We start from the raw sequence: 22,064 nt of genomic DNA, 5'->3' as shown, positions 1-22,064 counted from the left end.
ACGCCGTGAGGGTTACCATGCGGGCTTCATACATCAAGGAGCCTGACCCATGGATGTGAAACTCAAGACTGTCGAACCCTTCACCGTGGCCGGTTTGCAGGTGCGCACCCGCAACGCCGACGAGCAGCATCCCGACACGGCGAGGATCGGCCCGATGTGGCAACGATTCTTCACCGAAGGGTTGTTCGACACGATTCCGGCCCGGCAGTCGGAGTCGTTCGTCTACGGTGTCTATTCCCATTACGAGTCCGACGCCACCGGTCACTTCGACGTAACGGCCGGGGTGCAGGTGGATGCGACCAGCGCAGGCTACCCCGCCGTGGATATCGAGGGCGGGGATTACCTGGTGTTTTCGGCCAAGGGGCCGATGCCCGATTGCGTGATCCAGACCTGGGGCTTGATCTGGGCGTACTTCGCCGATAACCCGCAGACGCTGCGCCGTTTCACCACCGATTTCGAGGTCTACAGTGGCCCCGAATCGGTGGCGATCTACATCGGCATTCAATCCCCGGACGAGCGTTCCAGCGCCAGCAACTGACGCTTGCGCTCCACGCCCCAGCGATAGCCCGACAGGTTGCCGTCGCTGCGCACCACCCGGTGGCAAGGGATCGCCACTGCCAGGCTGTTGGCGCCACAGGCTTGGGCCACGGCGCGCACGGCCTTGGGCATGCCGATGCGCTGGGCGATCTCGGCGTAGCTGGCGGTGCTGCCGACGGGGATGTCCCGCAACGCTTGCCAGACTCGCTCCTGGAAGGCGGTGCCGCGCAGGTCCAAGGGCAGGTCCAGGCCCAAGGCGGGAGCTTCGATGAAGCCCACCACTTGGGCGATCAACTGCTCGAACTCCCGGTCGGCACCGATGAGGTTGGCCCGGCGGAATTTGTCCTGCAGGTCCCGCACCAACGCATCCGGATCGTCGCCCAGCAGGATCGCGCACACGCCACGCTCGCTTTGCGCCACCAGGATCGCCCCGAGGGAGCACTGGCCGACGGCGAAACGGATGTCGGTGTTCTGCCCGGCGGCGCGGTAGTCGGCGGGCTTCATGCCCAACACCTTGTCGGCGGCCTCATAGAAACGGCTGTTGGAATTGAAACCGGCGTCGTACAGCGCCTCGGTGATGGTGCCGCCATCGGCCAGGCGTTCGCGGACCTTGCGTGAGCGGTGGGCGGCGGCGTAGCCCTTGGGCGTCAGGCCGGTGACGGCCTTGAAGACCCGATGGAAATGAAAGGGACTCAAGCCGGCGCTGTCTGCCAGTTCATTCAGGCCGGGCAGCGCCTCGGCCGCCTCGATCTGCCGGCAGGTCGCCGCGACCCGGGCCGCTTGTTGGGCGGCGACCTGGGTCTGGTCCCGGGCCACGCGCTTGCTGGGCCGGTAGCCGGCGGCCTGGGCCTGTTCCGGCGTGTCGAAGAATTCGACGTTGCGCGGGTTGGGCAGGCGCGACAGGCTGCTGGGGTGGCAGTAGATGCCGGTGGTTTTCACGCCATAGACAAATGTTCCGTCGGCGCGCGGATCGCGGGCGAGCACGGCGGCCCAGCGGGGATCCTGTTCAGGGGCGAGATTGTTTGAAGTGCTGTTCATGGTCGTTATTCCATTGGCCCGTTTTGGCTACATTAGCCAGCCTGCGAGAGGGCGACACTCCGGGTCTTGCGGTTGAATTCTGCACCTTCACCCGGCGGTGCGAAACGTCAGGTTGATCCGCTGGGCGCCCAGGCGCGGGTGTTGTCCTTCCTTGAGGGGCAGCACGCCGTGGTAACGCAAGCGGTCCACGCCGCCCCAGACCACGATGTCGCCATGGAACAGCGGGATGCGCAGGCTTTTGTCGCTGCGCGCGAAGCCGCCGAACTGGAACACCGCCGGCAAGCCCAGGGACATCGAGACGATGGGGGCGTCGAGGGAGCGCTCGTTCTTGTCCTGATGCAGCGACATTCGCGCGCCGGGCACATAGCGGTTGATCAGGCAGGCGTCGGGCTCGAATGCCTCGAACCCCGCCTGGCGGGCGGCGGCCTGGGCCAGTTCGCGAAACACCGTCGGCATGTCGGGCCAGGGGCGGCCGGTCTGCGGGTCATGGGCGGTGTAGCGATAGCCGCTGCGGTCGGTGGTCCAGCCCAGCGCGCCGCAACTGCTCAAGGCCACCGACATGGTAAAGCCGCCGGGCGTGACCATCTGCCGGAACGGCGCAGCTTGCAAGACGTTCTCCAGGGCCGGCAGCAAACGCTCGAGCCATGGCAGGGCGAACCCGCGCAGCACGAACGCTTGCTGGCCGATCTGTTCGACCTGGCCGGGCGTGGTGGGCGCCTGCTCGGCGAACAGGTCCAAGGTGACCGGTGTGTCGTCATTGCGCATCATGAAAAATGATTCCCAAGGTGTGCCGTCTGCCGCTGCGCACGCAGCTGACGCCATGGCGCATGTTCACCCGATAATAACCGCGAACGCCTTTGACCGGCCGCTGGTGTACGGCAAATACCAGCGCATCGCCCTGTTTCAGATCCATGACCAGGGGCCGCGACTGCATGCGCGGGCGTTGTTCGGTGAGGACAAACTCGCCACCGGTAAAGTCCTGGCCCGGTTCCGACAGCAGGATCGCGATCTGCAAGGGGAACACCTGTTCGCCGTACAGATCCTGGTGCAGGCAGTTGTAGTCCTGGGGGCCATATTGCAGCAACAACGGTGTGGGGCGCGATTGTCCGGCATCGTGACAGCGCTGGATGAAGTCGACGTGTTTGTGGGGGTAGCGCACGTCCAGGTCCATGCATTCATTCCAGCGGTTCGCCAGCGGCCCCAGCATGGGGTACAGCGACTGACGCAGCTGTTGGATGAGGTCCGGTAGCGGATAGCGAAAATACTGATACTCGCCGCGCCCGAATCCATGGCGGGCCATGATCACCCGTGAACGAAAAAGGCTGGGTTCTGCGTACAGACCAGCCAGTTGCCGGCATTGCGATGGCGGCAGCAGGTTGCGAATGACTGCACAGCCGTCCTGGTCGAGACTTTGCTCCAGGGTGGGCCAGTCAAGGTTGGTGAGGTGCTGGGGCAGGGAAGACGTAGGGGGCACGATGGCAATCCTTGTTGGAAAGGACTGTTCAGTCTGCGCAGTGCGGCGATGCCGGGCACTCCGATTCTTGCGGTGCACCATTGAGCACAATGCTCTTGTGGCGAGGGAGCTTGCTCCCGCTGGGCGGCGAAGCCGACCCAAAATGACTGATGTGTTCTTGCAGGCAGGCCGCGCCAGCAGGTTTTGCGACTGCTGCGCAGCCGAGCGGGAGCGAGCTCCCTCGCCACAAAGCATCGTGCCCACCCAGTGGCTACAAAAATCAATCAGGATGAGCCGTTACAGCGCCTTGCTGACCTTGACCTCGCTGATCACATCGCCGGTCTCGCCGTGCAGTTTTTGCAACGCGGCCCGGGCTTCTTCCTCGGTGCCGGTTTCCAGTTGCGCGAATTCGAAGCGGCGTTCGTCGTTGAGCTTGTACTTGATGACGTATTTGGTCGTCTGGGCCACGGTTTTGCCTTTCTTGAAAGGGCGATGTTCAGCTCAGTTTCGAGCTGGAACGCCGGATGATCTTGATCTTGTGGGTCAGGGTCGGCTTGCGCGTGACGCTGATTGCACGGCGGTTGACGGTGTCGATGGTGATGTTCCAGAAACCGGTGCTCGGCGCCGTGATCCTCGCCGGGAAGGTGTCGAACGCGCCGCCGTGATACGTGTGCCGGCCGCCGTTCTTGAAGCTGCGGAAGTTGGCGTCGTTCATCAAACGGATGTTGCACATTTGCGAGCATTCGATGACGACAATGTCGTCTTCGTTCAGGTGCTCGCGCTGGTGAATGAATTTCATGGGCGCCTCCAGAAGGGCTTTTTCTACAAAATCAAAACGATAGCAAGGGGCAATGAGGCGCAGTTTATCAGCCCCGAGTGTTAATATCCGGCCCGCGCGCCAGGCTTTGTTCATTTATCGCAGGTAGCGGGAAAAAAAAGCGGTGCGGCACCGGAGCAAAACGGTGTTTGCACTGTCGGAGCATCTTTATTGGAGGAAACATATGAAGCGCAGCGTGTGGGTGTTGGCATTGGCCATGAGTGGATGTGCATCGGTATCGGACATCAACCAGACGCCCCCCACCATGAGCGTCATCTCCGGAAAGAAACCCCACGAATATGCCAAGTGCGTGGCCGACAAGCTGGCCAGCAGCCGTGGCTCGCTGCAAATGGAACCGCACAAAAACGGCGTGCGGCTGATCGTCCCGGGCAAACTGTCGGCCCTGCCAGCGGCAGTGTTCGACATTGACGAGCGTTCCAGTGGCAGCAGCATCAAGCTGCATGAAAGCATGTCCAACGTGCCCGTGCGTCCGGGCGATGTGCAGGACGCAGCCAACGCCTGCATTTCCGGCTGAACACCGTCAGCGCCTGACGAGCGGACCGACCATCGGATAAACTGCTGTCCCTCGACAAAAATGCCGCCACGGTCAACGTTGGCGGCATTGTCATTCATGGAGTCATTCGATGAAACGCGAGCAGGTGCGCGAGCGCCATGCAGAAGGCCTTATCTTTGCCACCCACGTGATCCAGAACCCGGCGAGCCCGGGCGAATGGATCGTGTTCTTCAAGAAAAGCGCCGGGCGCAGTTTTTTCCTGGTGGATGAGCAGGACGAAGTCGAGTCCTTCAGCCAGCTCGATGACCTGGTCGAGACCATACGTGGGCTGGGCATCAAGTTCGCCGAGATTCACATCTGATTTCTTTGCAAACTTATTTGCAGACCACCACGACACTGCGGCTGCTGAAATTGCCGACGTCGACGCCCAGGGTCTTCTCGCTGTCCTTGGCCTGGGGCGTGCCGTCGGTGCCGACGATGCGGTAGCCGGTGCCGGCACAGGACGCATCGGCCTTTTCATAGCAAGTCGCCCAGGAATTGGCCTCGCCCGAACAGTCGATCGCCAAGCCTTGTTCGCCATTATCGAGATAGGTTTTTTCGGCCGAGGCACAGCCCGCCAGGGCCAGGACTGTAAACAGCGCCAGAAGTGTTTTCATGGGATCGTCATCGAGGAGGGAAGGGCAAAGGCGAGGTTATAGCGAATGGCCATTGCGGTACAGCTAAACAAGCCTCGTTCGATGCGCCGGTGGCATTTACTAGAGGCTCGTCTGTTTATTTCCTGCGGCTCATTTCTTGCGGCGGGGGCTGCGGGCGGGGGCGCTTTCGCGTTCTTTCGTCGCTGGAGCCGCGCGTTCGTCCTGGAATACCGCAGCCACTTCCACTGCCATGGCCTTGCTGGGCAAGGGACCGGCGACCTGCTCGCCGTGGTAGTTGATAATCCACCACTGGCCGTCCTTGCCCTGGCTGACCGAATAACCGTTTGCGTTTCTTGCCGACATCTAACTGCCTCGTTGGCGTGATCAAGGCCGCCATGATACGTCAAATGCCCGCAAACAGCCCTCACTGGCGTACAGTGGACCGCTGCAGCCATCGAAACGAAAGGCGATTGAACTATCCGCCGTTTTTTATTTCTCTATGATGGCACCGGTTGGCCAGTGCGGGCATTGTAAGGTGCCCGTCGCCTGATTAGACTGCGCCGAAACTCGTACACACCGCCTTTTCAAGGACTTATATGATCAAGAAATGCTTGTTCCCAGCAGCCGGTTACGGTACTCGCTTCCTGCCAGCGACTAAAGCCATGCCCAAAGAAATGCTGCCGGTGGTGAACAAGCCACTGATCCAGTACGGCGTCGAAGAAGCCCTTGATGCGGGTCTGACTGAAATTTCCATCGTGACTGGCCGTGGCAAGCGCGCCCTGGAAGACCATTTCGACATCAGCTACGAGCTGGAAAACCAGATCAAAGGCACCGACAAGGAAAAGTACCTGGTCGGCATCCGCAAACTGCTGGATGAGTGCTCGTTCTCCTACACCCGCCAGACCGAAATGAAAGGCCTGGGCCACGCGATCCTGACCGGTCGCCCACTGATCGGTGACGAACCGTTCGCCGTGGTCCTGGCGGACGACCTGTGCGTCAACCTCGAAGGCGACGGCGTCCTGACCCAGATGGTCAAGCTGTACAAGCAGTTCCGCTGCTCCATCGTGGCGATCCAGGAAGTCGATCCGCAGGAAACCAACAAGTACGGCGTGATCGCCGGCGAAATGATCCGCGACGACATCTACCGCGTCCACAGCATGGTTGAAAAACCAAAGCCTGAAGACGCGCCGTCGAACCTGGCGATCATCGGTCGCTACATCCTGACCCCGGACATCTTCGACCTGATCGAACAGACCGAGCCAGGCAAGGGCGGCGAAATCCAGATCACCGACGCCTTGATGAAACAGGCCCAGAACGGCTGCGTCATGGCCTACAAGTTCAAGGGCAAGCGTTTCGACTGCGGTGGCGCCGAAGGCTACATCGACGCGACCAACTTCTGCTTCGAGAACTTCTACAAGACGGGCAAGGCTTACTGATAAGCCTGCGCCACGCCATAAAAAACGCCCCGACTGGTTCGGGGCGTTTTTTTTGGCTTGGGAAAAAATCTCTCGCAAGCCATACAAGGGATTCACCTTGTGGGAGCGGGCTTGCTCGCGAAGAGGGCGGCACAACCAGCATTGATGTCGTTTGACACACTGCATTCGCGAGCAAGCCCGCTCCCACAGGTTTTGGGCTTGACCGCTCGACATGATCCAGTCCAACTGGCTTTTCCATTTTCCGCCCCCATAACCATCGCAACGCTGCCTCAGGCGAAAACAGCAGGTATGCTGGTGACCTGCCGAAGGAGATAGAAGATGGCCTACGATTTTGACTTGTATGTGATTGGCGCCGGTTCCGGTGGCGTGCGGGCTGCGCGGTTCGCCGCCGGTTTCGGGGCCAAGGTGGCCGTGGCGGAAAGCCGCTACCTGGGCGGGACCTGCGTGAACGTGGGCTGCGTGCCGAAAAAGCTGCTGGTCTACGGCGCGCATTACGCCGAGGACTTCGAGCAGGCATCGGCCTATGGCTGGACGGCGGGCGAGGCGAGTTTCGACTGGGCCACGTTGATCGCCAACAAGGACCGCGAGATCAGTCGCCTCAATGGTATCTACCGCAACCTGCTGGTCAACAGTGGCGTGACGTTGCATGAAGGCCACGCCAGGATCAGCGGCCCGCACGAAGTCGAGATCAACGGCCAGCGCTACACCGCCGAACACATCATGATCGCCACGGGCGGCTGGCCGGTGATTCCTGACATTCCAGGTCGCGAGCATGCCATCAGTTCCAACGAGGCGTTTTTCCTCAAGACGTTGCCCAAGCGCATGCTGGTGGTGGGCGGCGGCTACATTGCCGTTGAATTCGCCGGGATTTTCCATGGCATGGGCGCGCAGACGTCCTTGCTCTATCGCGGCGACTTGTTCCTGCGTGGCTTCGACGGCGCCGTGCGCAAGCATCTGGCTGAAGAGCTGCAACGTCGTGGCCTGGACCTGCAATTCAACGCCGACATCCAGCGCATCGATAAAGAAGCGGACGGCGGCCTCAAGGTGACACTCAAGGATGGTCGCACGCTGTCGACCGATTGTGTGTTCTACGCCACGGGCCGACGGCCGATGCTGGACAACCTTGGGCTGGAGAACACGGGCGTCAAGCTGGACGAAAAAGGCTTCGTGCAGGTCAACGAAAAGTACGAGACCACCGAACCGTCGATCCTGGCCATTGGCGACGTGATCGGCCGTGTGCAGCTTACGCCGGTGGCCCTGGCCGAAGGCATGGCGGTGGCGCGGCGGCTGTTCAAGCCCGAGCAGTATCGACTGGTGGATTACCGGATGATCCCCACCGCCGTGTTCAGCCTGCCGAACATCGGCACGGTGGGCCTGACCGAAGAGCAGGCCCGGGAGGAGGGGCACGAGGTTCAGATTTTTGAAAGCCGTTTCCGGCCGATGAAGCTGACCCTCACCGACTGCCAGGAACGCACCTTGATGAAACTGGTCGTCGATGCCAACACCGATAAAGTCTTGGGCTGCCACATGGTCGGACCGGACGCCGGGGAAATCGTCCAAGGCTTGGCCATCGCCCTCAAGGCCGGCGCCACCAAGCGCGACTTCGACGAAACCATCGGCGTGCACCCAACTGCCGCCGAAGAATTCGTGACGATGCGTACCCCCGTCGCCTGACGCGGTATGTAGGCGCCGTGTAGGAGCTCCTACACGGCCCCACAGATTTCTTCTATCTATATAGATTCCTGATAGCCAAAACCAATCATTCGCATCAGGTTTGCCAATGAGCCAGCCTGGGGATGAGTGGGTAAGATCCTCTCCATCAACTTTTCAACCCCTGACGGAGAAACATCGATGCCTATCATCAACAGCCAAGTTAAACCGTTCAACGCCACCGCTTTCAAAAACGGCGCTTTCGTCGAAGTGTCGGACGCCGACCTGAAAGGCAAGTGGTCTGTCGTGTTCTTCTACCCGGCTGACTTCACCTTCGTTTGCCCAACCGAACTGGAAGACCTGGCCGATAACTACGCCGAATTCCAGAAACTGGGCGTCGAGATCTACAGCGTTTCCACCGACACTCACTTTGCCCACGCGGCCTGGCACAACACTTCGCCAGCCATCGGCAAGATCCAGTACACCATGATCGGCGACCCGACCCACGTCATCTCCCGCAACTTCGACGTGCTGATCGAAGAAGTCGGCCTGGCTGACCGCGGTACTTTCGTGATCAACCCAGAAGGCCAGATCAAGATCGTTGAAATCAACGACGGCGGTGTAGGCCGTGACGCTTCCGAGCTGCTGCGCAAGATCAAGGCCGCTCAGTACGTTGCCGCTCACCCAGGCGAAGTCTGCCCAGCCAAGTGGAAAGAAGGCGAGGCCACCCTGGCTCCGTCCCTGGACCTGGTCGGCAAGATCTAAACCTGTGAGTCATCCGAGGGCGATCCGCTCTTAATCAAGTAAGCCGCTTCGCCCCACAAAACGCCCGGGCGAGATTCGCTCGGGCGTTGTTTTTTCTGAAATTCAAAAAAATGGAAATCGCCCGTATGTTGGACGCCAATCTTAAAGCTCAGTTGAAGTCATACCTGGAACGGGTCACCCAGCCGATCGAGATCGTCGCCTCCCTCGACGACGGTGCGAAATCCCAGGAAATGCTCGCGTTACTCCAAGACGTTGCCAGTCTTTCCCACCAGATTACGTTGCTCGACAACGGCACCGATGCGCGCAAGCCTTCGTTTTCGTTGAACCGCCCGGGAGCCGATATCAGCCTGCGTTTCGCCGGCATTCCCATGGGGCATGAATTCACTTCGCTGGTGCTGGCCCTGCTGCAAGTCGGTGGCCACCCGTCGAAGGCCAGTGTCGAAGTCATCGAACAGATCCGCTCGCTCAAGGGCGAGTTCAACTTCGAGACATATTTCTCGCTGTCGTGCCAGAACTGCCCGGACGTGGTCCAGGCGCTGAACCTGATGGCGGTGCTGAACCCGAACATTCGCCACGTCGCCATCGACGGCGCGCTGTTCCAGGCCGAAGTCGATGAGCGTCAGATCATGGCTGTGCCCAGCATTTACCTGAACGGCGTGAACTTTGGCCAAGGCCGCTTGGGCCTGGAAGAGATTCTCGCCAAGATCGATACCAGCGGTATCGAACGCCAGGCCGAGAAAATCAGCGCCAAGGACGCCTTTGATGTGCTGGTGGTCGGCGGTGGCCCGGCCGGCGCTTCGGCGGCGATCTACGCGGCCCGTAAAGGCATTCGCACCGGTGTGGCGGCCGAGCGTTTTGGTGGTCAGGTGCTCGACACCATGGCCATCGAGAACTTCATCTCGGTCCAGGAAACCGAAGGGCCGAAACTGGCGGTTGCCCTGGAAGAACACGTCAAGCAGTACGACGTGGACATCATGAACCTGCAACGTGCCGACGGCCTGGTGCCGGGCAAGGACGGCGGGCTGCATGAAATCAAGTTCGCCAGCGGTGCGAGCCTCAAGGCCAAGACCGTGATCCTGGCGACCGGTGCCCGCTGGCGCGAAATGAACGTGCCGGGCGAGCAGCAATACCGCAACAAGGGCGTGGCGTACTGCCCGCACTGCGACGGCCCGCTGTTCAAGGGCAAGCGCGTGGCGGTGATTGGCGGCGGTAACTCCGGCGTCGAAGCGGCGATCGACCTGGCCGGTATCGTCGCCCACGTCACCTTGCTGGAGTTCGATGTGCAATTGCGTGCCGACGCGGTATTGCAGCGCAAACTGCACAGCCTGCCGAACGTGACGGTGATCACCAACGCCCAGACCACCGAAGTGACGGGGGATGGGCAGAAGGTCAACGGCCTGCGCTACAAGGACCGTCCGAGCGGTGAAGTGCGCGACGTGGCGCTGGAAGGGATCTTCGTACAGATCGGCCTGTTGCCTAACACCGATTGGCTCAAGGGCACCGTCGAGTTGTCACCCCGTGGCGAGATCATCGTCGATGCCCGTGGCGAAACCTCGATCCCTGGCGTGTTCGCCGCCGGTGACGTGACCACCGTGCCGTACAAGCAGATCGTGATCGCCGTGGGCGAGGGCGCCAAGGCTTCGCTGAGCGCCTTCGACCACCTGATCCGCACCTCCGCGCCGGCCTGAACAACCAATAGCGGAAAACACAAAACCCCATGAGCCATTGGCTCATGGGGTTTTTTATCTGCGCATTCTGTGGCAGACGTGGTATTCACCCTACTAGATCGAGTTGCCTCCTTCGCGAGCAAGCCCGCTCCCACACTGGATCGCTGTCGTACGCAAAACCTGTGAACGACACGGTCCAGTGTGGGAGCGGGCTTGCTCGCGAAGAGGCCCTCAAATCCAGCATCACCGTCGACAGGTAAACAGCTATCGAGCTATCACAATGGACGGTGGTGAGGTTTACAACGGCGCAGGCTGGATGATCTCGACCCAGTAGCCATCCGGGTCCTTGATGAAGGCCAGGCTTTTCATGCGTCCGTCGCTCAGGCGCTTCTGGAAGTTGCAGCCCAGTGCTTCGAAGCGCTCGCAGGCTGCGACGACGTCCGGTACCGAGATGCAGATATGGCCGAAGCCGCGAGGGTCGGTGTTGCCGTTATGGTAGGCGAACGCCGGGTCGCTTTCGGTGCCGTGGTTGTGGGTCAGTTCCAGGATGCCGGGGATCGACTTCATCCATTCGGTACGCGCCGCGGCGTCCGCCGGGATCTGGTGCTTGTCCACCAACGCCAGGAAATACAGGCTGAATTCGGCTTCCGGGAAGTCGCGCTTTTCCACTAGCGAGAAACCCAGCACGCGGGTGTAGAAATCCAGGGACTGGGTGATGTCCTTGACCCGCAGCATGGTGTGGTTGAAGACGAACTGGGCCGTGGCGGCGTCAGGTTGGGCGGTGACGCCAGGGAAAGTATTGAGTTCGTGCAGGCTCATGGGCCCTCCGGAGAAAAAGTGGGGCAAACGGCGTCGCAAGCGTGGTCGCGACGGGTTCCTGGGCTTGCGTCAACGGCTTCCTTGCAGCTGCGCCCATGATACGCAAGGGGCGTGGTATCGCCAAATTCTTGATGAATCGATTCACTGTCGAAACTGACAGTAGTTCTAAGGCACAGGGAGCCTATTTTGGAGTGGTCCGGTTGATCGGTATTTTCCATTCGCCGCCCATCTCTTTTCGATCTCCCCGTATCAAAGGTGCGAGCGGGGATGAGCCGAGTGATGCCAGGGAGTTGCATATGTCATTTCAATTGGCTTCATTGCGCGAGAACGCCATCTTTATGTTCCCAGGCCAGGGTACTGATCTTCAAGGCACCCTGGCGACTCTCCATGGCATCGGTCCAGAATTTGCGCAACGGATAGAGGAAGTCTTGTGCGCTGTGGACATAGCCTTAGAAAGTGCCCAACAGCACCGACCTATTGCGTCGGGCGTGATTCGGCGGGTGTTGCTTCATCCTGATGGCAAGAGCCCGCTGCCGGTGGGTGTCCCGCAAATGGCATCGTTTACGGCTTCGATCGCACTGGTCAGGGTCTTTGAACTTTTCGGTATTCGGCCCCGAGTCATCGTCGCCCAAAGTCTGGGGGAAATCGCGGCGATGGTTTGCGCCGGCGCGCTTGAACTGACAGATGGCGTGCGTGCGATTTGCGCAGCAAACAACGCCTTTCAGGACCAAGAAGGCAAAGGGGCGATGGTTCTGGTGGGTGGAAGCGAGCAGGACACCGTGAGCATCATTGAGGCCGTGGGGCGGTCGGACTTGGTGTTGGCCGGCGTCAATACGCCACGTCAATGTCTCGTCAGCGGCCCCAACGAGGCCGTCGACGCGTTAATGAGTCAGGCCCCTGGCAGCGTGAGGTTGATGAAATTGGATGTGCCATATGCGTCCCATCATCCAGCCTTGACGTCTACGGCTCAGTGTTTTCTTACACAAATTCGCGAGTTTTCTCCGCGTTCTTTGCGGGTCCCCGTGTATTCCTGTGTGGCGCGAAGGGTTTATCGTGAGAACGACGACCTGCTGCAGGGGCTCGCCGATTGTATTATCAAACCGGCCCACTTATTACAGGCGCTGCGGGAAGTCGACAGGAATGAGCAGACAGTCTTCGTTGATCTCGGCGTCGGTGGAGGTTTGTCGCGGTGCGTACACGCTACACTGCCTAGGGTGCAAACATGCGCCCCGTTGATGCAGGATCACGAAGAAATAAGTGCGTTGTTCGACGAACTGCAGTACTCGCCTGGGGCCGGAGATCCGCTGAAGGATCGGACAATCTGCGACCTTGTCGATGCACTTGAAACAGGCATATCCACTGACATACGAGCCCAGGCTGCGCAGGTCCTTGCAAGTTTGGATCTCAGCCACCGCATTGGCATGAGTAATCTGGAACTTCATCGGGCTACCTATGCGCGGTTGCGCGCGCTAATCAAAGCGCTGCCCGCCAATACCCGATTGTTCGATCAGCCCGACCTGATGCTGGCGCTCTCGCAATCGCTGGGGGTGACCGATCCGTCTCTGTTTATCGCCTTCGCCATCCAGTATGGGCTTTGTGTCGGCACCTTGATCGAGTTCGAGCAGGACAACCCGAACGCCATCCGTTTGCGCCAGGCGTTGGAGTCCGGCGAAAAGGTCAGTGCCTACATGATCACCGAAATAGGCGGTAGCAACAGTCAGATTGCCAATCGTACCGAGGCTGTATTCGATCTCGCGAGTAGGTCCTTCACGTTGCATACACCGGATAACGGTGCGCTGAAGTTTACCAATGTGGGAATCAGTGACCAGGCCAAGATCGGGGTCGTGTGCGCGCGCTTGAAGATTGATGACCGGGACTGCGGTGTCTACCCTTTCGCCTTCGATATCAGCGATCACCGAGGCCCTCATCCGGGCGTGCGGTTGTCTTCCCCGGCAGAAATCCCCCTGGTTCCCTTCGATTATGGATTGGCGGGATTCGATCACGTGCACCTACCTTATTGCGCTTGGTTGTCCGGCACGGCCTCCATTGATGAACAAGGTATCTTGCATGATCCACTCAGCGATCTGGACGAACGGCTTGTCCGTACATTAGTGGCACCCGCGCATGTCTGGGCCATGGCGGCTGTGGCAATGTGCGCGGTGGCCCGTGCCAGTGTCGGGCTGGCCTTGAGTCATTCATTACGTCGTTCCACGATGGCGCGCATTGGCGCCGATGCCAGTTTGCTGAGCTACAGCACCCAACGTCGTGCGCTGTTCGCTGCCTTGGCGACCACATACGTCACTACCTGCCAGGTTAATCATGAAGTTGAAGGCTGGATGCAAAGGGTGCGGGAGCGGACCACTCGACGCACCGCCGACGCCTCAGCCTTGACTTGGGCGCCGTGGTCCAGCGCGAACCGATCGTTGGCCTTGAGCAAGGCGTTGTGCACCTGGGCCGTCGAACAGGTGGTCAGCGAATGTCGGCTTCGTTGTGGCGTCGCGGGAGATCTGACGTTGAACCGTTTCATGGAGTACCAAGGGCTAGCCCATATATTTAACGATGGCGGCGGTAATAATCTGCTGATCGTTCTGGATACCGCCAAAAGCTTGAGTGCGTTACCTCTCGACTTACCCCCGGTATTTTCCGGGAGCGCTCGATTGTCGGAGCCCGAATATTGGCTATTCCTGTTTCGAACACGCGAATACCGGTTGATCAGCCGGCTCAAGGCAGACGTTGAAGCGGCTGAAGTACTGGGCTGCGATCCGATGCAAGTGTGGAATCCGTTACTGGTCGGTGCCCGGGCCGTGGGCGAGGCGCACGGTTTGCGTCTGTTTCTTGAAAGCGCGCTCCAGGCCCTGTCAGTCGTGTCCTTGCCTCGGGTGAAAAAAATGCTGGGGAATTTGACCGCGCTGTTTGTGCTTGAGCGTATCGAACAGAATGCCGCCTGGTTCATAAGCGAGGGACTGCTTGAATTGGACATGTACCGTCAGTTGGAAGGCGAGATAACGGTGTTGTGCGACCAGCTTGCGCAACACACACCGCTATGGATCGCTGCGTTTGGCTATCCGGGGAGTGCAACCCAGGCTCCCATCGGAGACGACTTGGATTATGCCAGCGCCTTGGCTGATGCCTTGAGTTGGGCGGTGGGTGCCCACCCCCAGCGTTAAGCTCAATGTTCCCGGCGTTCAATCTGCTGTAGCTCTCATCGAAATCATGCTTCAGACTTCACGCTTCGCTCTTGAGTGCCAATGCAATGATTCGACCGTTCCTTTCGCTGTTTGTCCTGCTGCTGGTGAGCGTCGGCGGCGTCCAGGCGTCCGAACCGCAAATTACCTGGCCCCAGGGCTGGGTCGTCGAACCCATGCCCGCAGAGGCATCGGCCTCGGCAGCCCCTGGAACCCTGCGCCAACGGGCTACCAAGAGTGATTCGGCAGGCAATGCCGTGATGGTCTTGGAACTGACCACGACCCCCGTTGCCCCCGATCACCAAGTCAACTTGCAGGGCGTGTTGCTGGAAATGCGCAAATCAATCCAGAAGGATTTTTTCCAGGGCGGTTATCAAAGTGTGTGCACTAAGGTGCATGCTTCCATGTTAGGGGGCGTAACTGCATTGGAAACCACTTGCACGATCACGCAAAACGGACGACATGTATTGTCTCAGGCACTCGTCGCGGCACTAAATGAGGGCAAGGCTTATGTGCTGTCCTATGCCGGGCAGGCGCAGGCGTTTGTTGAAAGCCAGGATGAAATACAGTCGGTGCGAAACAGTTTGAAACTATGATGCCTTCAACGTAATACCCCAAAGGGGTTAACCCTAAAGTTTAGTCCATAAAAAAGCCCTGAATATTCAGGGCTTTTTGGCCTGGGCTGTCAACGCACTGTCAACCACGCAACCAAGAATCAACAGTCGCTGCACCGTATTGTTCTTTCCAGGCTTTCAGGCCGCGGTGATTGCCGCCCTTGGTCTCGATCAACTCACCGGTGTGCGGGTTCTGGTAGACCTTCACCACGCGCGCACGACGGGTCTTGGTAGGCTTGGTCGACTGCAGGCTTGCCTTGGACGGGTTCGGGTCGAGGATCGCGACGATGTCGCGCAGGTTCTTGCCGTAGGTTTTCATCAGTCCCTGGAGCTTTTCCTCGAATTCGATTTCCTTCTTGAGCCCGGCATCGTTCTTCAGCGATTCCAGCTGCTTGAGCTGTTCTTGAAGGGCCTTTTCGGCTGCACGAAATTCAGCGAGTCTGGACAAAATGATTACTCCAATCAAAATATTTGGCTGATACCAACCGCAAACAAAGCTATAAGCCAAGCGCCTTGAAGCGACTCGGTGTTAATGACTCTCTCCTGTTATGTGGCACAGGTAGAAAAATTGTAGTAGTTAATCCGGAAAGTGTAAATCGTAACTTTTTCGTTATGTAACAACAGCAAGCGTTTTATCAATGGGCAGGTCGTCGTCAATAGATCGACGGCAGTTAACTGCCATTAGTGCCGGTCAACGCCTCAGCGAATGCCTGCCCGCTAATGGGGCGACCAAATAGATAACCCTGCAGAAAGTTCACCCCATTTGCGCTCAGGTAGTCGCTCTGTTCGACGGTTTCGACGCCCTCGGCCACCATGTCCAGATCCAACTTGCCCGACAGTTCGATGATGCTATCAAGGAGGTGGCGCGACAGCGCGTCGGCACCGATCATCGCGACAAAACTCTGGTCAATCTTTAGAAAATCCACGTTGAACTGGCGCAAATACGCCAGGCTGGAATGGCCGGTGCCGAAATCGTCGAGCGCGATCTTGACCCCCAGTTCTCGCAGTAGGTCGAACAGTTGCCGGGCCACGGGCGTCGGTTCGATCAGCTCGCGTTCGGTCAACTCCAGCACCAGGGTTATCGCACCCGGCGCGAAGGCGCCGAGAAACTCGCGACAATCGTCCACCAGCGCCAGGTCCTGGCAGTGGCGGGCGGTAATGTTGATGCCGACGTGAAACGGCGCTTCGAGTCGTGGCGCGAGCGGCACCAGCAGGCGCATGGTCTGCTGCATCAGCGCACGGGTCATCGGCACGATCACGCCGCTGTGTTCGGCGAAGGGAATGAACAGGTCCGGACGGACCAGGCCTTCCTTGGGGTGGTTCCAGCGCATCAGCACCTCGACGCCGGCCCAGCGTTTGCTGTCGCTGTGCACGACTGGTTGCAGGTAGGGCACGAACTCGCCGGCTTCCAGCGCCCGTTGCAGTTCACGGCTGGGAGACGAGGCGCGCTTTTGCAGCCAGTGTCCGAGTGTCCCCGCCACAGCGCCAAAGAAGATCAGCAGGCTGAACAGTGGAGGATATTCCCTGGCCATGTAGCGCCAGGTTTCACCCTCCTCGAATCCGGCTTCCACATGAAAGGGGTAGCGCGATGAGCCCAGCTCGCTCTGGGCCACCGGCAGCCCGGGCAAGGGCGCTGGCCGGACCTTGCCGTCCGCCGCCAGCCAATTCGGGCCGATTTGCAGCCGCAGCCGGGTCTGGCCGCCGATCAGGCGCAGGACATTGGCCAAGTGATACCCGTCAAGTGTGGCCAAGGCGCCTTGCCGACCCTCATTGAGCCTGTAGATCAGCAGTGCGGAATCCGGCGTGACCGGGTTGCCATCCATGAGCCACAGCGTGCCCTGATGATAGTCGCTCGGGTTGACCCGTTCTTCGAAGGCGCCGAACAGCGAGCTGCAATACAGGCTGTCGTCCCATATCAGGTTGGTCGAGCGGACAAATGGCCGGCGCGTCACTTGTTCGCGTAGGGCCAGCTTCACCGCTTCGCAGGGCTGGCCGGCCAGGGGCAACAATTCACGGGCCGCCATGGCGGTGTTGTCGAGCATCAGCTCAATCTGCCGCACCAGTTCCTCGGCGGTCTGCCGGGTGTGTTGCGCCAGCGTCCGTTCGGCCTGCATGTACAAAATAGCCAGCCCTGACAGCATCGGCACCAGGCCGCACAGCAGGGTGACCAGGTAGCGGCGGGGCCGAGTGTGCGAGCGGGTGGTGGTCAAGGGCATCGGCACGACCTGATGAAAAAGGGGGTAGGGGGGAAGCATTGGATGCCGACCATGATAGATGGCCTGTCGGTGACTTGCTGGCACCAGTGTGACTGTGGGAGCAAGGTCTGTGGGAGCAAGGCTTGCCCGCGATGAACGATCATGCGGTCCACCTGGAGAACCGAGGTGCCTTCATCGCGAGCAAGCTTTGCTCCCACAGGTTCAATGCCAGGCTCCCCCAGGTTTGATGCCGGGCTCATGACTGCCGGGCCAGTTCGATGAACGCCAGGGTGGCGGGCGAGGCCTGGCGGCTGTCCAATACCGCCAGGCCGATCTGGCGCGGCACCCGGGGCGACAAGGGCCTGGCGACGTAACCAGGGTTCCTGTCATCTGGCAACGACCCTTCGGACACCACGCTCACCGCCTCGCCACGCCTGACGACATCCAGGGTGCTGAGCAATTGCGAGCAACGCAAGCGCACGTTCGGTGTCAGCCGGGCGGCATTGAACAGGCGCGTGACCAACTCCGACGATCCCGCCTCGGTGAGCACGAAGGGGTCGTTGCACAGATCCTTGAGGCTTAGGCTGGCCCGGGCGGCGAGGGGGTGTGCGGTGGGCAGCAGGGCGACCATCTGATCTTCCGTCAGCATGTACGTATCGAAACGCTCCTCGGGCAGCACCACGAAACCAACATCGATCCGCCGTTCGTCCAGCCATTGGACCACCTGCCTGTCGGGCCCTTCATCAATGTGCACTTCGATGCCGGGGTGCAAGGCTCGATAGCGCCGCAGGATCCCGGGCAGCAGTTTCATCGATGACGTCGGCCCGAACGAGCCGATGCGCAACGTGCCCCGGCGCATGCCCCGGGCATCGGCGGCTTCCTGGCGCAAGGTGTTCGCCAGCCCGAGCATGGCCCGGGCCCGCAACAGCAATTGCTGGCCGATATCGCTGAGCTCCACCACCGACTGATGCCGCCTGAGCAATTCCACGCCCAGTTCTTGTTCCAGGGATTTGATGGCGTGGGACACCGCGGATTGACCAATGCCCAAGCGCGTGGCCGCAGCGGTGAAACCACGCAGTTCGGCGACCAGGGAGAAGATTTCGAGTTGGGTGAGGGTCATGAGGGATTGCTCATTTTACGATGATCGAACATGAGCCGAACAATACGGCATCCCAACCGTACACGGAACCGTGGCCCAGGCGCTTTTCCGTGGCGAGGGAGCTTGCTCCCGCTGGACCGCGCAGCGGGCCCATTGCGGGTGAATCAGAGGGCCGCTTCGCAGCCCGGCGGGAGCAAGCTCCCTCGCCACAGGTCATTCGTCTTATTTCAATGTGGTGAAACCATGAAAACCCTCGAACAAGCCGTCCCAATCCCCTCGGACCTGCCGGTCTACCTGAAGCTCGCCATGGTCACCATGATCTGGGGCGGAACCTTTGTGGCCGGCCGGATCCTTTCCGATGCCCTGGCACCGATGTTTGCCGCCAGCCTGCGTTTCCTGCTGGCAAGCATCGCGCTGCTGGTGTTTCTCGCGTTGGCCGGGATTGCGCTGGTCCGGCCCAGTGTGAAGCAAGGGCTGCAGCTGGCCGCGCTGGGGTTCTTCGGGATCTTTTTCTATAACCTGTGTTTCTTCTACGGCTTGCAGTACATCAATGCATCCCGGGCCTCGCTGATCGTGGCGTTGAATCCGGCGGTGATCGGGCTGGCGTCCTGGTGGCTGTTCAAGGAACGGCTGAGCCGCTTGAAAGTGGCCGGCATCGTGCTGTGCATCGGCGGGGCGGGATTGGTGATCGTCAGTCGTGATCCGTCCTTGTTACAAGGCGCGGCGCAGGCCTGGATCGGCGACCTGCTGATTTTTGGCTGTGTGCTGGGCTGGGGAATCTATTCGCTGTTTTCGAAAAAACTCAACGAAAGCCTCGGCCCCTTGCAGACCGTGACCTGGTCGATTCTGCTGGGCACGCTGATGTTGTGGCTGGCCTGCGCGGCGGCGGGGGAGATTCGTCTCCAAGCCCTGGGCGGGCTGGACGTGGAGCAATGGTTGAGCCTTTTGTACCTCGGCGTGCTGGGCTCGGCCCTGGCTTATATCGCCTGGTACGACGGCATTCGTCGGATCGGCGCGACCCGCTCCGGCGTATTTATCGCGCTCAATCCGCTGACGGCGGTGCTGCTGGGCGCGCTGTTGCTGGACGAACGGCTCACGGCGTTGATGTGCGTCGGTGGGGCCGTGATCCTGCTGGGCATCTTCCTCTGTAACAAACCCCTTGCGCGGTCGAAGGAAAAGGCGATTTGATACAGGAGGCGGACAAATTCGGTTACGCTGTGTAGAATCGATTTACGCATATAAGAATAACGTCTTCTGGCAGCAGAAGCCTCGCCCGCAAGAGCCTTGGGTCGACAATGAAGATACTTGGGTTTCAACTGATCTACGGCGATTTCCTCGCCCGCAGCGTTCGTGGCATTTCCTGCGCGCCGCCCCGTGCCCTCAGCACTGCCTGCAACTAACGTTTTTTTTGTTAATTGACCCGCATGATGAGGCGCCGACATGGCAGATCTATACGAAAACCCCATGGGCCTGATGGGCTTCGAATTCATTGAGTTCGCATCCCCGACCCCCAACACCCTGGAGCCGATCTTCGAGATCATGGGCTTCACCAAGGTGGCCACACACCGGTCCAAGAACGTGCACCTGTATCGCCAGGGCGCGATCAACCTGATCCTCAACAACGAACCCCACAGCGTCGCTTCGTACTTCGCTGCCGAGCACGGCCCGTCGGTGTGCGGCATGGCGTTCCGGGTCAAGGATTCGCAGCAGGCCTACAAGCGCGCCCTCGAACTCGGCGCCCAGCCGATCCACATCGAGACCGGCCCGATGGAGCTGAACCTGCCAGCCATCAAGGGCATCGGCGGCGCGCCGCTGTACCTGATCGACCGTTTTGGCGAAGGCAGCTCGATCTATGACATCGACTTCGTGTTCATCGAGGGCGTTGATCGCAACCCGGAGGGGGCGGGCCTGAAGATCATCGACCACCTGACCCACAACGTTTACCGCGGGCGCATGGCCTACTGGGCCGGCTTCTACGAGAAACTGTTCAACTTCCGTGAGATCCGCTACTTCGACATCAAGGGCGAATACACCGGCCTGACCTCCAAGGCCATGACCGCGCCGGATGGCATGATCCGCATCCCGTTGAACGAAGAGTCGTCCAAGGGCGCCGGGCAAATCGAAGAGTTCCTGATGCAGTTCAACGGCGAAGGCATCCAGCACGTGGCCTTCCTCACCGATGACCTGATCAAGACCTGGGACCAGTTGAAAAGCATCGGCATGCGTTTCATGACCGCGCCGCCGGACACTTACTACGAAATGCTCGAAGGCCGCCTGCCGAACCACGGCGAACCGGTGGATGAACTGCAATCGCGGGGCATTCTGCTGGACGGTGCTTCCGAGCAGGGTGATAAGCGCCTGCTGCTGCAGATCTTCTCGGAAACCCTGATGGGGCCGGTGTTCTTCGAGTTCATCCAGCGCAAGGGCGACGATGGTTTTGGCGAAGGCAACTTCAAGGCGCTGTTCGAGTCGATCGAGCGTGACCAAGTGCGTCGTGGTGTGCTCGCGACCGAGTAAGGCCTGATGAAAAAAGCCCGTCCGGCAGTGATGCCGGGCGGGTTTTTTTTGTTGCCGATGCAGTCCCGAATGTGGGAGCGGGCTTGCTCGCGAAAGCGGTGTATCAGTCGATATAAATGGCGCCTGACACGCCGCTTTCGCGAGCAAGCCCGCTCCCACAGGTTCGATGCAGGCTCAGGCCCTGCGCCGCTGCCGTACCAAGTGCTTGAACCCTTCGAACACCAGCACCGCCACGGCCATCCAAATGGGGATATAGGTCAGCCATTCCTCGGCCTTGATGCTTTCCCCCAGCAACAGCGCAACCCCCAGCAGCAACACCGGCTCGACGTAACTCAACAATCCGAACAGGCTGAACGGCAGCAACCGGCTGGCGACGATGTAGGACACCAGCGCGCTGGCGCTGATCACGCCGAGCAATGGGATCAGCCAGGTCAGCCGCGGGTAGTGATCGAACACGGCGAAACCTTGTTCGCCGCTTTGCACGAACCACAGTGCCACGGGCAACATCAGCGTCATGTCCAGCCAGAGCCCGCCGAGGTTGTCGGTCTTGATGCGTTTGCGCAGGATGAAATAGATCGGATAGCCGATCACCACCAGCAACGTTGCCCAGGAAAAACCACCCACTTGGTACAACTCGTTGAACACGCCGAGGGTGGCGAAGAACACCGCGACTTTCTGCAGATAGGAAAGGCGCTCGCCATAGACGAGCCGCCCGGTGAGGACCATCGACAGCGGCAACAGGAAGTACCCCAGCGACACGTCCAGGCTGTAGCCGTTGAGTGGCGCCCACATGAACAGCCACAGTTGTGCGCCCATCAAGGCCGATGACGCTATCGCGCCCAGCAGCAAGCGCGGTGTGGTGATCAAGCGTGCAACCAGATCCGAAACGAGCTTCCATTCACGGGAAATCAGCATGAACGCGGTCATGCACGGCATCGTCAACAACATCCGCCAACCGAAAATCTCCAGGCCGGTCAGTGGCGTGAGCAACGAGGTGTAGTAATACATGACGGCGAACAGCGCAGAGGCCGAGACCGATAGAGCGATGCCTTTGGACACGGATGCCTCTTGTTATTGGAATTGCAGCACGATACGGAAAGCCGTTTACCCGTGGCGAGGGAGC

General features: G+C 59.9%; 23 protein-coding genes. 11 read left to right on the top strand and 12 right to left on the bottom strand.

What is annotated here, in order from left to right; translation table 11 throughout:
* The first annotated feature begins 49 nt into the window (after nucleotides 1-49).
* A complete protein-coding gene (locus tag HU715_RS12495; protein WP_186709297.1) occupies nucleotides 50-538 on the top strand; it encodes a GyrI-like domain-containing protein in 489 nt (162 codons plus the stop codon).
* Here the strand turns inward: HU715_RS12495 and ada are convergent.
* From ada to HU715_RS12470, 5 genes are all read right to left on the bottom strand, one after another.
* Nucleotides 502-1,575 carry a bifunctional DNA-binding transcriptional regulator/O6-methylguanine-DNA methyltransferase Ada gene (gene ada / locus HU715_RS12490; RefSeq protein ID WP_186709299.1) on the bottom strand — a complete coding sequence of 358 codons (1,074 nt, stop codon included), beginning with the start codon at nucleotides 1,573-1,575 and terminating at the stop codon, nucleotides 502-504. The two genes, HU715_RS12495 and ada, sit on opposite strands and share 37 nt — an antisense overlap.
* Nucleotides 1,576-1,662: 87 nt before the next feature.
* Nucleotides 1,663-2,343, bottom strand: coding sequence for a DNA oxidative demethylase AlkB (gene alkB / locus HU715_RS12485; RefSeq protein WP_437182506.1), 681 nt, complete (start codon nucleotides 2,341-2,343; stop codon nucleotides 1,663-1,665).
* Entirely contained in the window at nucleotides 2,330-3,049 is a 720-nt protein-coding gene (locus HU715_RS12480) for a 2OG-Fe(II) oxygenase (protein WP_186709301.1), read from the bottom strand. The genes alkB and HU715_RS12480 overlap by 14 nt, the downstream gene beginning before the upstream one ends.
* Nucleotides 3,050-3,325: 276 nt before the next feature.
* Nucleotides 3,326-3,496, bottom strand: coding sequence for a hypothetical protein (locus HU715_RS12475; protein WP_186709303.1), 171 nt, complete (start codon nucleotides 3,494-3,496; stop codon nucleotides 3,326-3,328).
* A 28-nt stretch (nucleotides 3,497-3,524) separates the two neighbouring features.
* Nucleotides 3,525-3,827 (bottom strand): DUF1883 domain-containing protein, encoded by a 303-nt coding sequence (locus HU715_RS12470; RefSeq protein ID WP_003182962.1) that lies wholly within the window; start codon nucleotides 3,825-3,827, stop codon nucleotides 3,525-3,527.
* Nucleotides 3,828-4,029: 202 nt separating this feature from the next.
* On the opposite strand from HU715_RS12470, the gene HU715_RS12465 reads away from it, so the two are divergent.
* Together HU715_RS12465 and HU715_RS12460 are read left to right on the top strand one after the other, a co-directional pair.
* On the top strand, nucleotides 4,030-4,380 hold the full coding sequence (locus HU715_RS12465) for a hypothetical protein (RefSeq protein ID WP_186709305.1): 351 nt from the start codon (nucleotides 4,030-4,032) through the stop codon (nucleotides 4,378-4,380).
* Nucleotides 4,381-4,489: 109 nt separating this feature from the next.
* Nucleotides 4,490-4,720 carry a hypothetical protein gene (locus HU715_RS12460; RefSeq protein ID WP_186709307.1) on the top strand — a complete coding sequence of 77 codons (231 nt, stop codon included), beginning with the start codon at nucleotides 4,490-4,492 and terminating at the stop codon, nucleotides 4,718-4,720.
* A 13-nt stretch (nucleotides 4,721-4,733) separates the two neighbouring features.
* On the opposite strand, the gene HU715_RS12455 is transcribed toward HU715_RS12460, so the two are convergent.
* Nucleotides 4,734-5,015 carry a hypothetical protein gene (locus tag HU715_RS12455; protein WP_186709309.1) on the bottom strand — a complete coding sequence of 94 codons (282 nt, stop codon included), beginning with the start codon at nucleotides 5,013-5,015 and terminating at the stop codon, nucleotides 4,734-4,736.
* A gap of 129 nt (nucleotides 5,016-5,144) precedes the next feature.
* The gene (locus tag HU715_RS12450; protein ID WP_060741669.1) at nucleotides 5,145-5,357 is read right to left on the bottom strand and encodes a hypothetical protein; all 213 of its coding nucleotides are present in this window, start codon (nucleotides 5,355-5,357) and stop codon (nucleotides 5,145-5,147) included.
* A gap of 233 nt (nucleotides 5,358-5,590) precedes the next feature.
* Between HU715_RS12450 and galU the strand changes: the two genes are divergently transcribed.
* The 4 genes from galU (at nucleotide 5,591) to ahpF (ending at nucleotide 10,533) form a co-directional block, all read left to right on the top strand.
* Nucleotides 5,591-6,430, top strand: coding sequence for a UTP--glucose-1-phosphate uridylyltransferase GalU (galU, locus tag HU715_RS12445; RefSeq protein WP_003182953.1), 840 nt, complete (start codon nucleotides 5,591-5,593; stop codon nucleotides 6,428-6,430).
* A gap of 318 nt (nucleotides 6,431-6,748) precedes the next feature.
* Nucleotides 6,749-8,104: a glutathione-disulfide reductase gene (gorA, locus tag HU715_RS12440; protein ID WP_186709317.1), complete on the top strand. Its 1,356-nt coding sequence runs from the start codon at nucleotides 6,749-6,751 to the stop codon at nucleotides 8,102-8,104.
* Between the two features lie 177 nt (nucleotides 8,105-8,281).
* Entirely contained in the window at nucleotides 8,282-8,845 is a 564-nt protein-coding gene (gene ahpC, locus HU715_RS12435; protein WP_053122943.1) for an alkyl hydroperoxide reductase subunit C, read from the top strand.
* 125 nt (nucleotides 8,846-8,970) lie between these two features.
* Nucleotides 8,971-10,533 carry an alkyl hydroperoxide reductase subunit F gene (gene ahpF, locus HU715_RS12430; RefSeq protein ID WP_186709319.1) on the top strand — a complete coding sequence of 521 codons (1,563 nt, stop codon included), beginning with the start codon at nucleotides 8,971-8,973 and terminating at the stop codon, nucleotides 10,531-10,533.
* A gap of 276 nt (nucleotides 10,534-10,809) precedes the next feature.
* Here the strand turns inward: ahpF and gloA are convergent, their stop codons facing one another.
* A complete protein-coding gene (gene gloA, locus HU715_RS12425) occupies nucleotides 10,810-11,331 on the bottom strand; it encodes a lactoylglutathione lyase (RefSeq protein ID WP_186709321.1) in 522 nt (173 codons plus the stop codon).
* 296 nt (nucleotides 11,332-11,627) lie between these two features.
* On the opposite strand from gloA, the gene HU715_RS12420 reads away from it, so the two are divergent.
* Both HU715_RS12420 and HU715_RS12415 read left to right on the top strand, forming a co-directional pair.
* On the top strand, nucleotides 11,628-14,498 hold the full coding sequence (locus HU715_RS12420) for an acyltransferase domain-containing protein (protein ID WP_186709325.1): 2,871 nt from the start codon (nucleotides 11,628-11,630) through the stop codon (nucleotides 14,496-14,498).
* Between the two features lie 86 nt (nucleotides 14,499-14,584).
* The gene (locus HU715_RS12415) at nucleotides 14,585-15,112 is read left to right on the top strand and encodes a DUF4946 domain-containing protein (RefSeq protein ID WP_186709327.1); all 528 of its coding nucleotides are present in this window, start codon (nucleotides 14,585-14,587) and stop codon (nucleotides 15,110-15,112) included.
* A gap of 100 nt (nucleotides 15,113-15,212) precedes the next feature.
* On the opposite strand, the gene HU715_RS12410 is transcribed toward HU715_RS12415, so the two are convergent.
* The 3 genes from HU715_RS12410 to HU715_RS12400 all read right to left on the bottom strand — a co-directional run bounded on the left by HU715_RS12410 (nucleotide 15,213) and on the right by HU715_RS12400 (nucleotide 18,445).
* On the bottom strand, nucleotides 15,213-15,578 hold the full coding sequence (locus HU715_RS12410; protein WP_072411532.1) for a histone-like nucleoid-structuring protein, MvaT/MvaU family: 366 nt from the start codon (nucleotides 15,576-15,578) through the stop codon (nucleotides 15,213-15,215).
* 223 nt (nucleotides 15,579-15,801) lie between these two features.
* A complete protein-coding gene (locus HU715_RS12405) occupies nucleotides 15,802-17,346 on the bottom strand; it encodes an EAL domain-containing protein (RefSeq protein WP_186709329.1) in 1,545 nt (514 codons plus the stop codon).
* A 235-nt stretch (nucleotides 17,347-17,581) separates the two neighbouring features.
* On the bottom strand, nucleotides 17,582-18,445 hold the full coding sequence (locus tag HU715_RS12400) for a LysR family transcriptional regulator (protein ID WP_186709331.1): 864 nt from the start codon (nucleotides 18,443-18,445) through the stop codon (nucleotides 17,582-17,584).
* A gap of 222 nt (nucleotides 18,446-18,667) precedes the next feature.
* On the opposite strand from HU715_RS12400, the gene HU715_RS12395 reads away from it, so the two are divergent.
* Both HU715_RS12395 and hppD read left to right on the top strand, forming a co-directional pair.
* Entirely contained in the window at nucleotides 18,668-19,612 is a 945-nt protein-coding gene (locus HU715_RS12395) for a DMT family transporter (protein ID WP_186709332.1), read from the top strand.
* A gap of 252 nt (nucleotides 19,613-19,864) precedes the next feature.
* A complete protein-coding gene (gene hppD, locus HU715_RS12390; protein ID WP_186709334.1) occupies nucleotides 19,865-20,941 on the top strand; it encodes a 4-hydroxyphenylpyruvate dioxygenase in 1,077 nt (358 codons plus the stop codon).
* Nucleotides 20,942-21,115: 174 nt separating this feature from the next.
* On the opposite strand, the gene rarD is transcribed toward hppD, so the two are convergent.
* Nucleotides 21,116-22,000, bottom strand: a complete 885-nt coding sequence (gene rarD, locus HU715_RS12385) for an EamA family transporter RarD (RefSeq protein WP_186709337.1) — start codon at nucleotides 21,998-22,000, stop codon at nucleotides 21,116-21,118.
* Nucleotides 22,001-22,064: the final 64 nt, after the last annotated feature.

This window comes from Pseudomonas zanjanensis (genome assembly GCF_014268745.2).
GTDB classification, from domain to species: Bacteria; Pseudomonadota; Gammaproteobacteria; order Pseudomonadales; family Pseudomonadaceae; genus Aquipseudomonas; species Aquipseudomonas zanjanensis.
Note: the sequence above shows the minus strand (reverse complement) of the source record. Positions and strands in the feature narration are given on the sequence as shown.

Excerpts from the sequence above, each read along its gene's own strand:
- HU715_RS12495 (WP_186709297.1), top strand. The coding sequence starts at position 50 with ATGGATGTGAAACTCAAGACTGTCGAACCCTTCACCGTGGCCGGTTTG.
- ada (WP_186709299.1), bottom strand. The coding sequence starts at position 1,575 with ATGAACAGCACTTCAAACAATCTCGCCCCTGAACAGGATCCCCGCTGG.
- alkB (WP_437182506.1), bottom strand. The coding sequence starts at position 2,343 with ATGATGCGCAATGACGACACACCGGTCACCTTGGACCTGTTCGCCGAG.
- HU715_RS12470 (WP_003182962.1), bottom strand. The coding sequence starts at position 3,827 with ATGAAATTCATTCACCAGCGCGAGCACCTGAACGAAGACGACATTGTC.
- HU715_RS12465 (WP_186709305.1), top strand. The coding sequence starts at position 4,030 with ATGAAGCGCAGCGTGTGGGTGTTGGCATTGGCCATGAGTGGATGTGCA.
- HU715_RS12460 (WP_186709307.1), top strand. The coding sequence starts at position 4,490 with ATGAAACGCGAGCAGGTGCGCGAGCGCCATGCAGAAGGCCTTATCTTT.
- HU715_RS12455 (WP_186709309.1), bottom strand. The coding sequence starts at position 5,015 with ATGAAAACACTTCTGGCGCTGTTTACAGTCCTGGCCCTGGCGGGCTGT.
- HU715_RS12450 (WP_060741669.1), bottom strand. The coding sequence starts at position 5,357 with ATGTCGGCAAGAAACGCAAACGGTTATTCGGTCAGCCAGGGCAAGGAC.
- galU (WP_003182953.1), top strand. The coding sequence starts at position 5,591 with ATGATCAAGAAATGCTTGTTCCCAGCAGCCGGTTACGGTACTCGCTTC.
- gorA (WP_186709317.1), top strand. The coding sequence starts at position 6,749 with ATGGCCTACGATTTTGACTTGTATGTGATTGGCGCCGGTTCCGGTGGC.
- ahpC (WP_053122943.1), top strand. The coding sequence starts at position 8,282 with ATGCCTATCATCAACAGCCAAGTTAAACCGTTCAACGCCACCGCTTTC.
- ahpF (WP_186709319.1), top strand. The coding sequence starts at position 8,971 with ATGTTGGACGCCAATCTTAAAGCTCAGTTGAAGTCATACCTGGAACGG.
- gloA (WP_186709321.1), bottom strand. The coding sequence starts at position 11,331 with ATGAGCCTGCACGAACTCAATACTTTCCCTGGCGTCACCGCCCAACCT.
- HU715_RS12420 (WP_186709325.1), top strand. The coding sequence starts at position 11,628 with ATGTCATTTCAATTGGCTTCATTGCGCGAGAACGCCATCTTTATGTTC.
- HU715_RS12415 (WP_186709327.1), top strand. The coding sequence starts at position 14,585 with ATGATTCGACCGTTCCTTTCGCTGTTTGTCCTGCTGCTGGTGAGCGTC.
- HU715_RS12405 (WP_186709329.1), bottom strand. The coding sequence starts at position 17,346 with ATGCCCTTGACCACCACCCGCTCGCACACTCGGCCCCGCCGCTACCTG.
- HU715_RS12400 (WP_186709331.1), bottom strand. The coding sequence starts at position 18,445 with ATGACCCTCACCCAACTCGAAATCTTCTCCCTGGTCGCCGAACTGCGT.
- HU715_RS12395 (WP_186709332.1), top strand. The coding sequence starts at position 18,668 with ATGAAAACCCTCGAACAAGCCGTCCCAATCCCCTCGGACCTGCCGGTC.
- hppD (WP_186709334.1), top strand. The coding sequence starts at position 19,865 with ATGGCAGATCTATACGAAAACCCCATGGGCCTGATGGGCTTCGAATTC.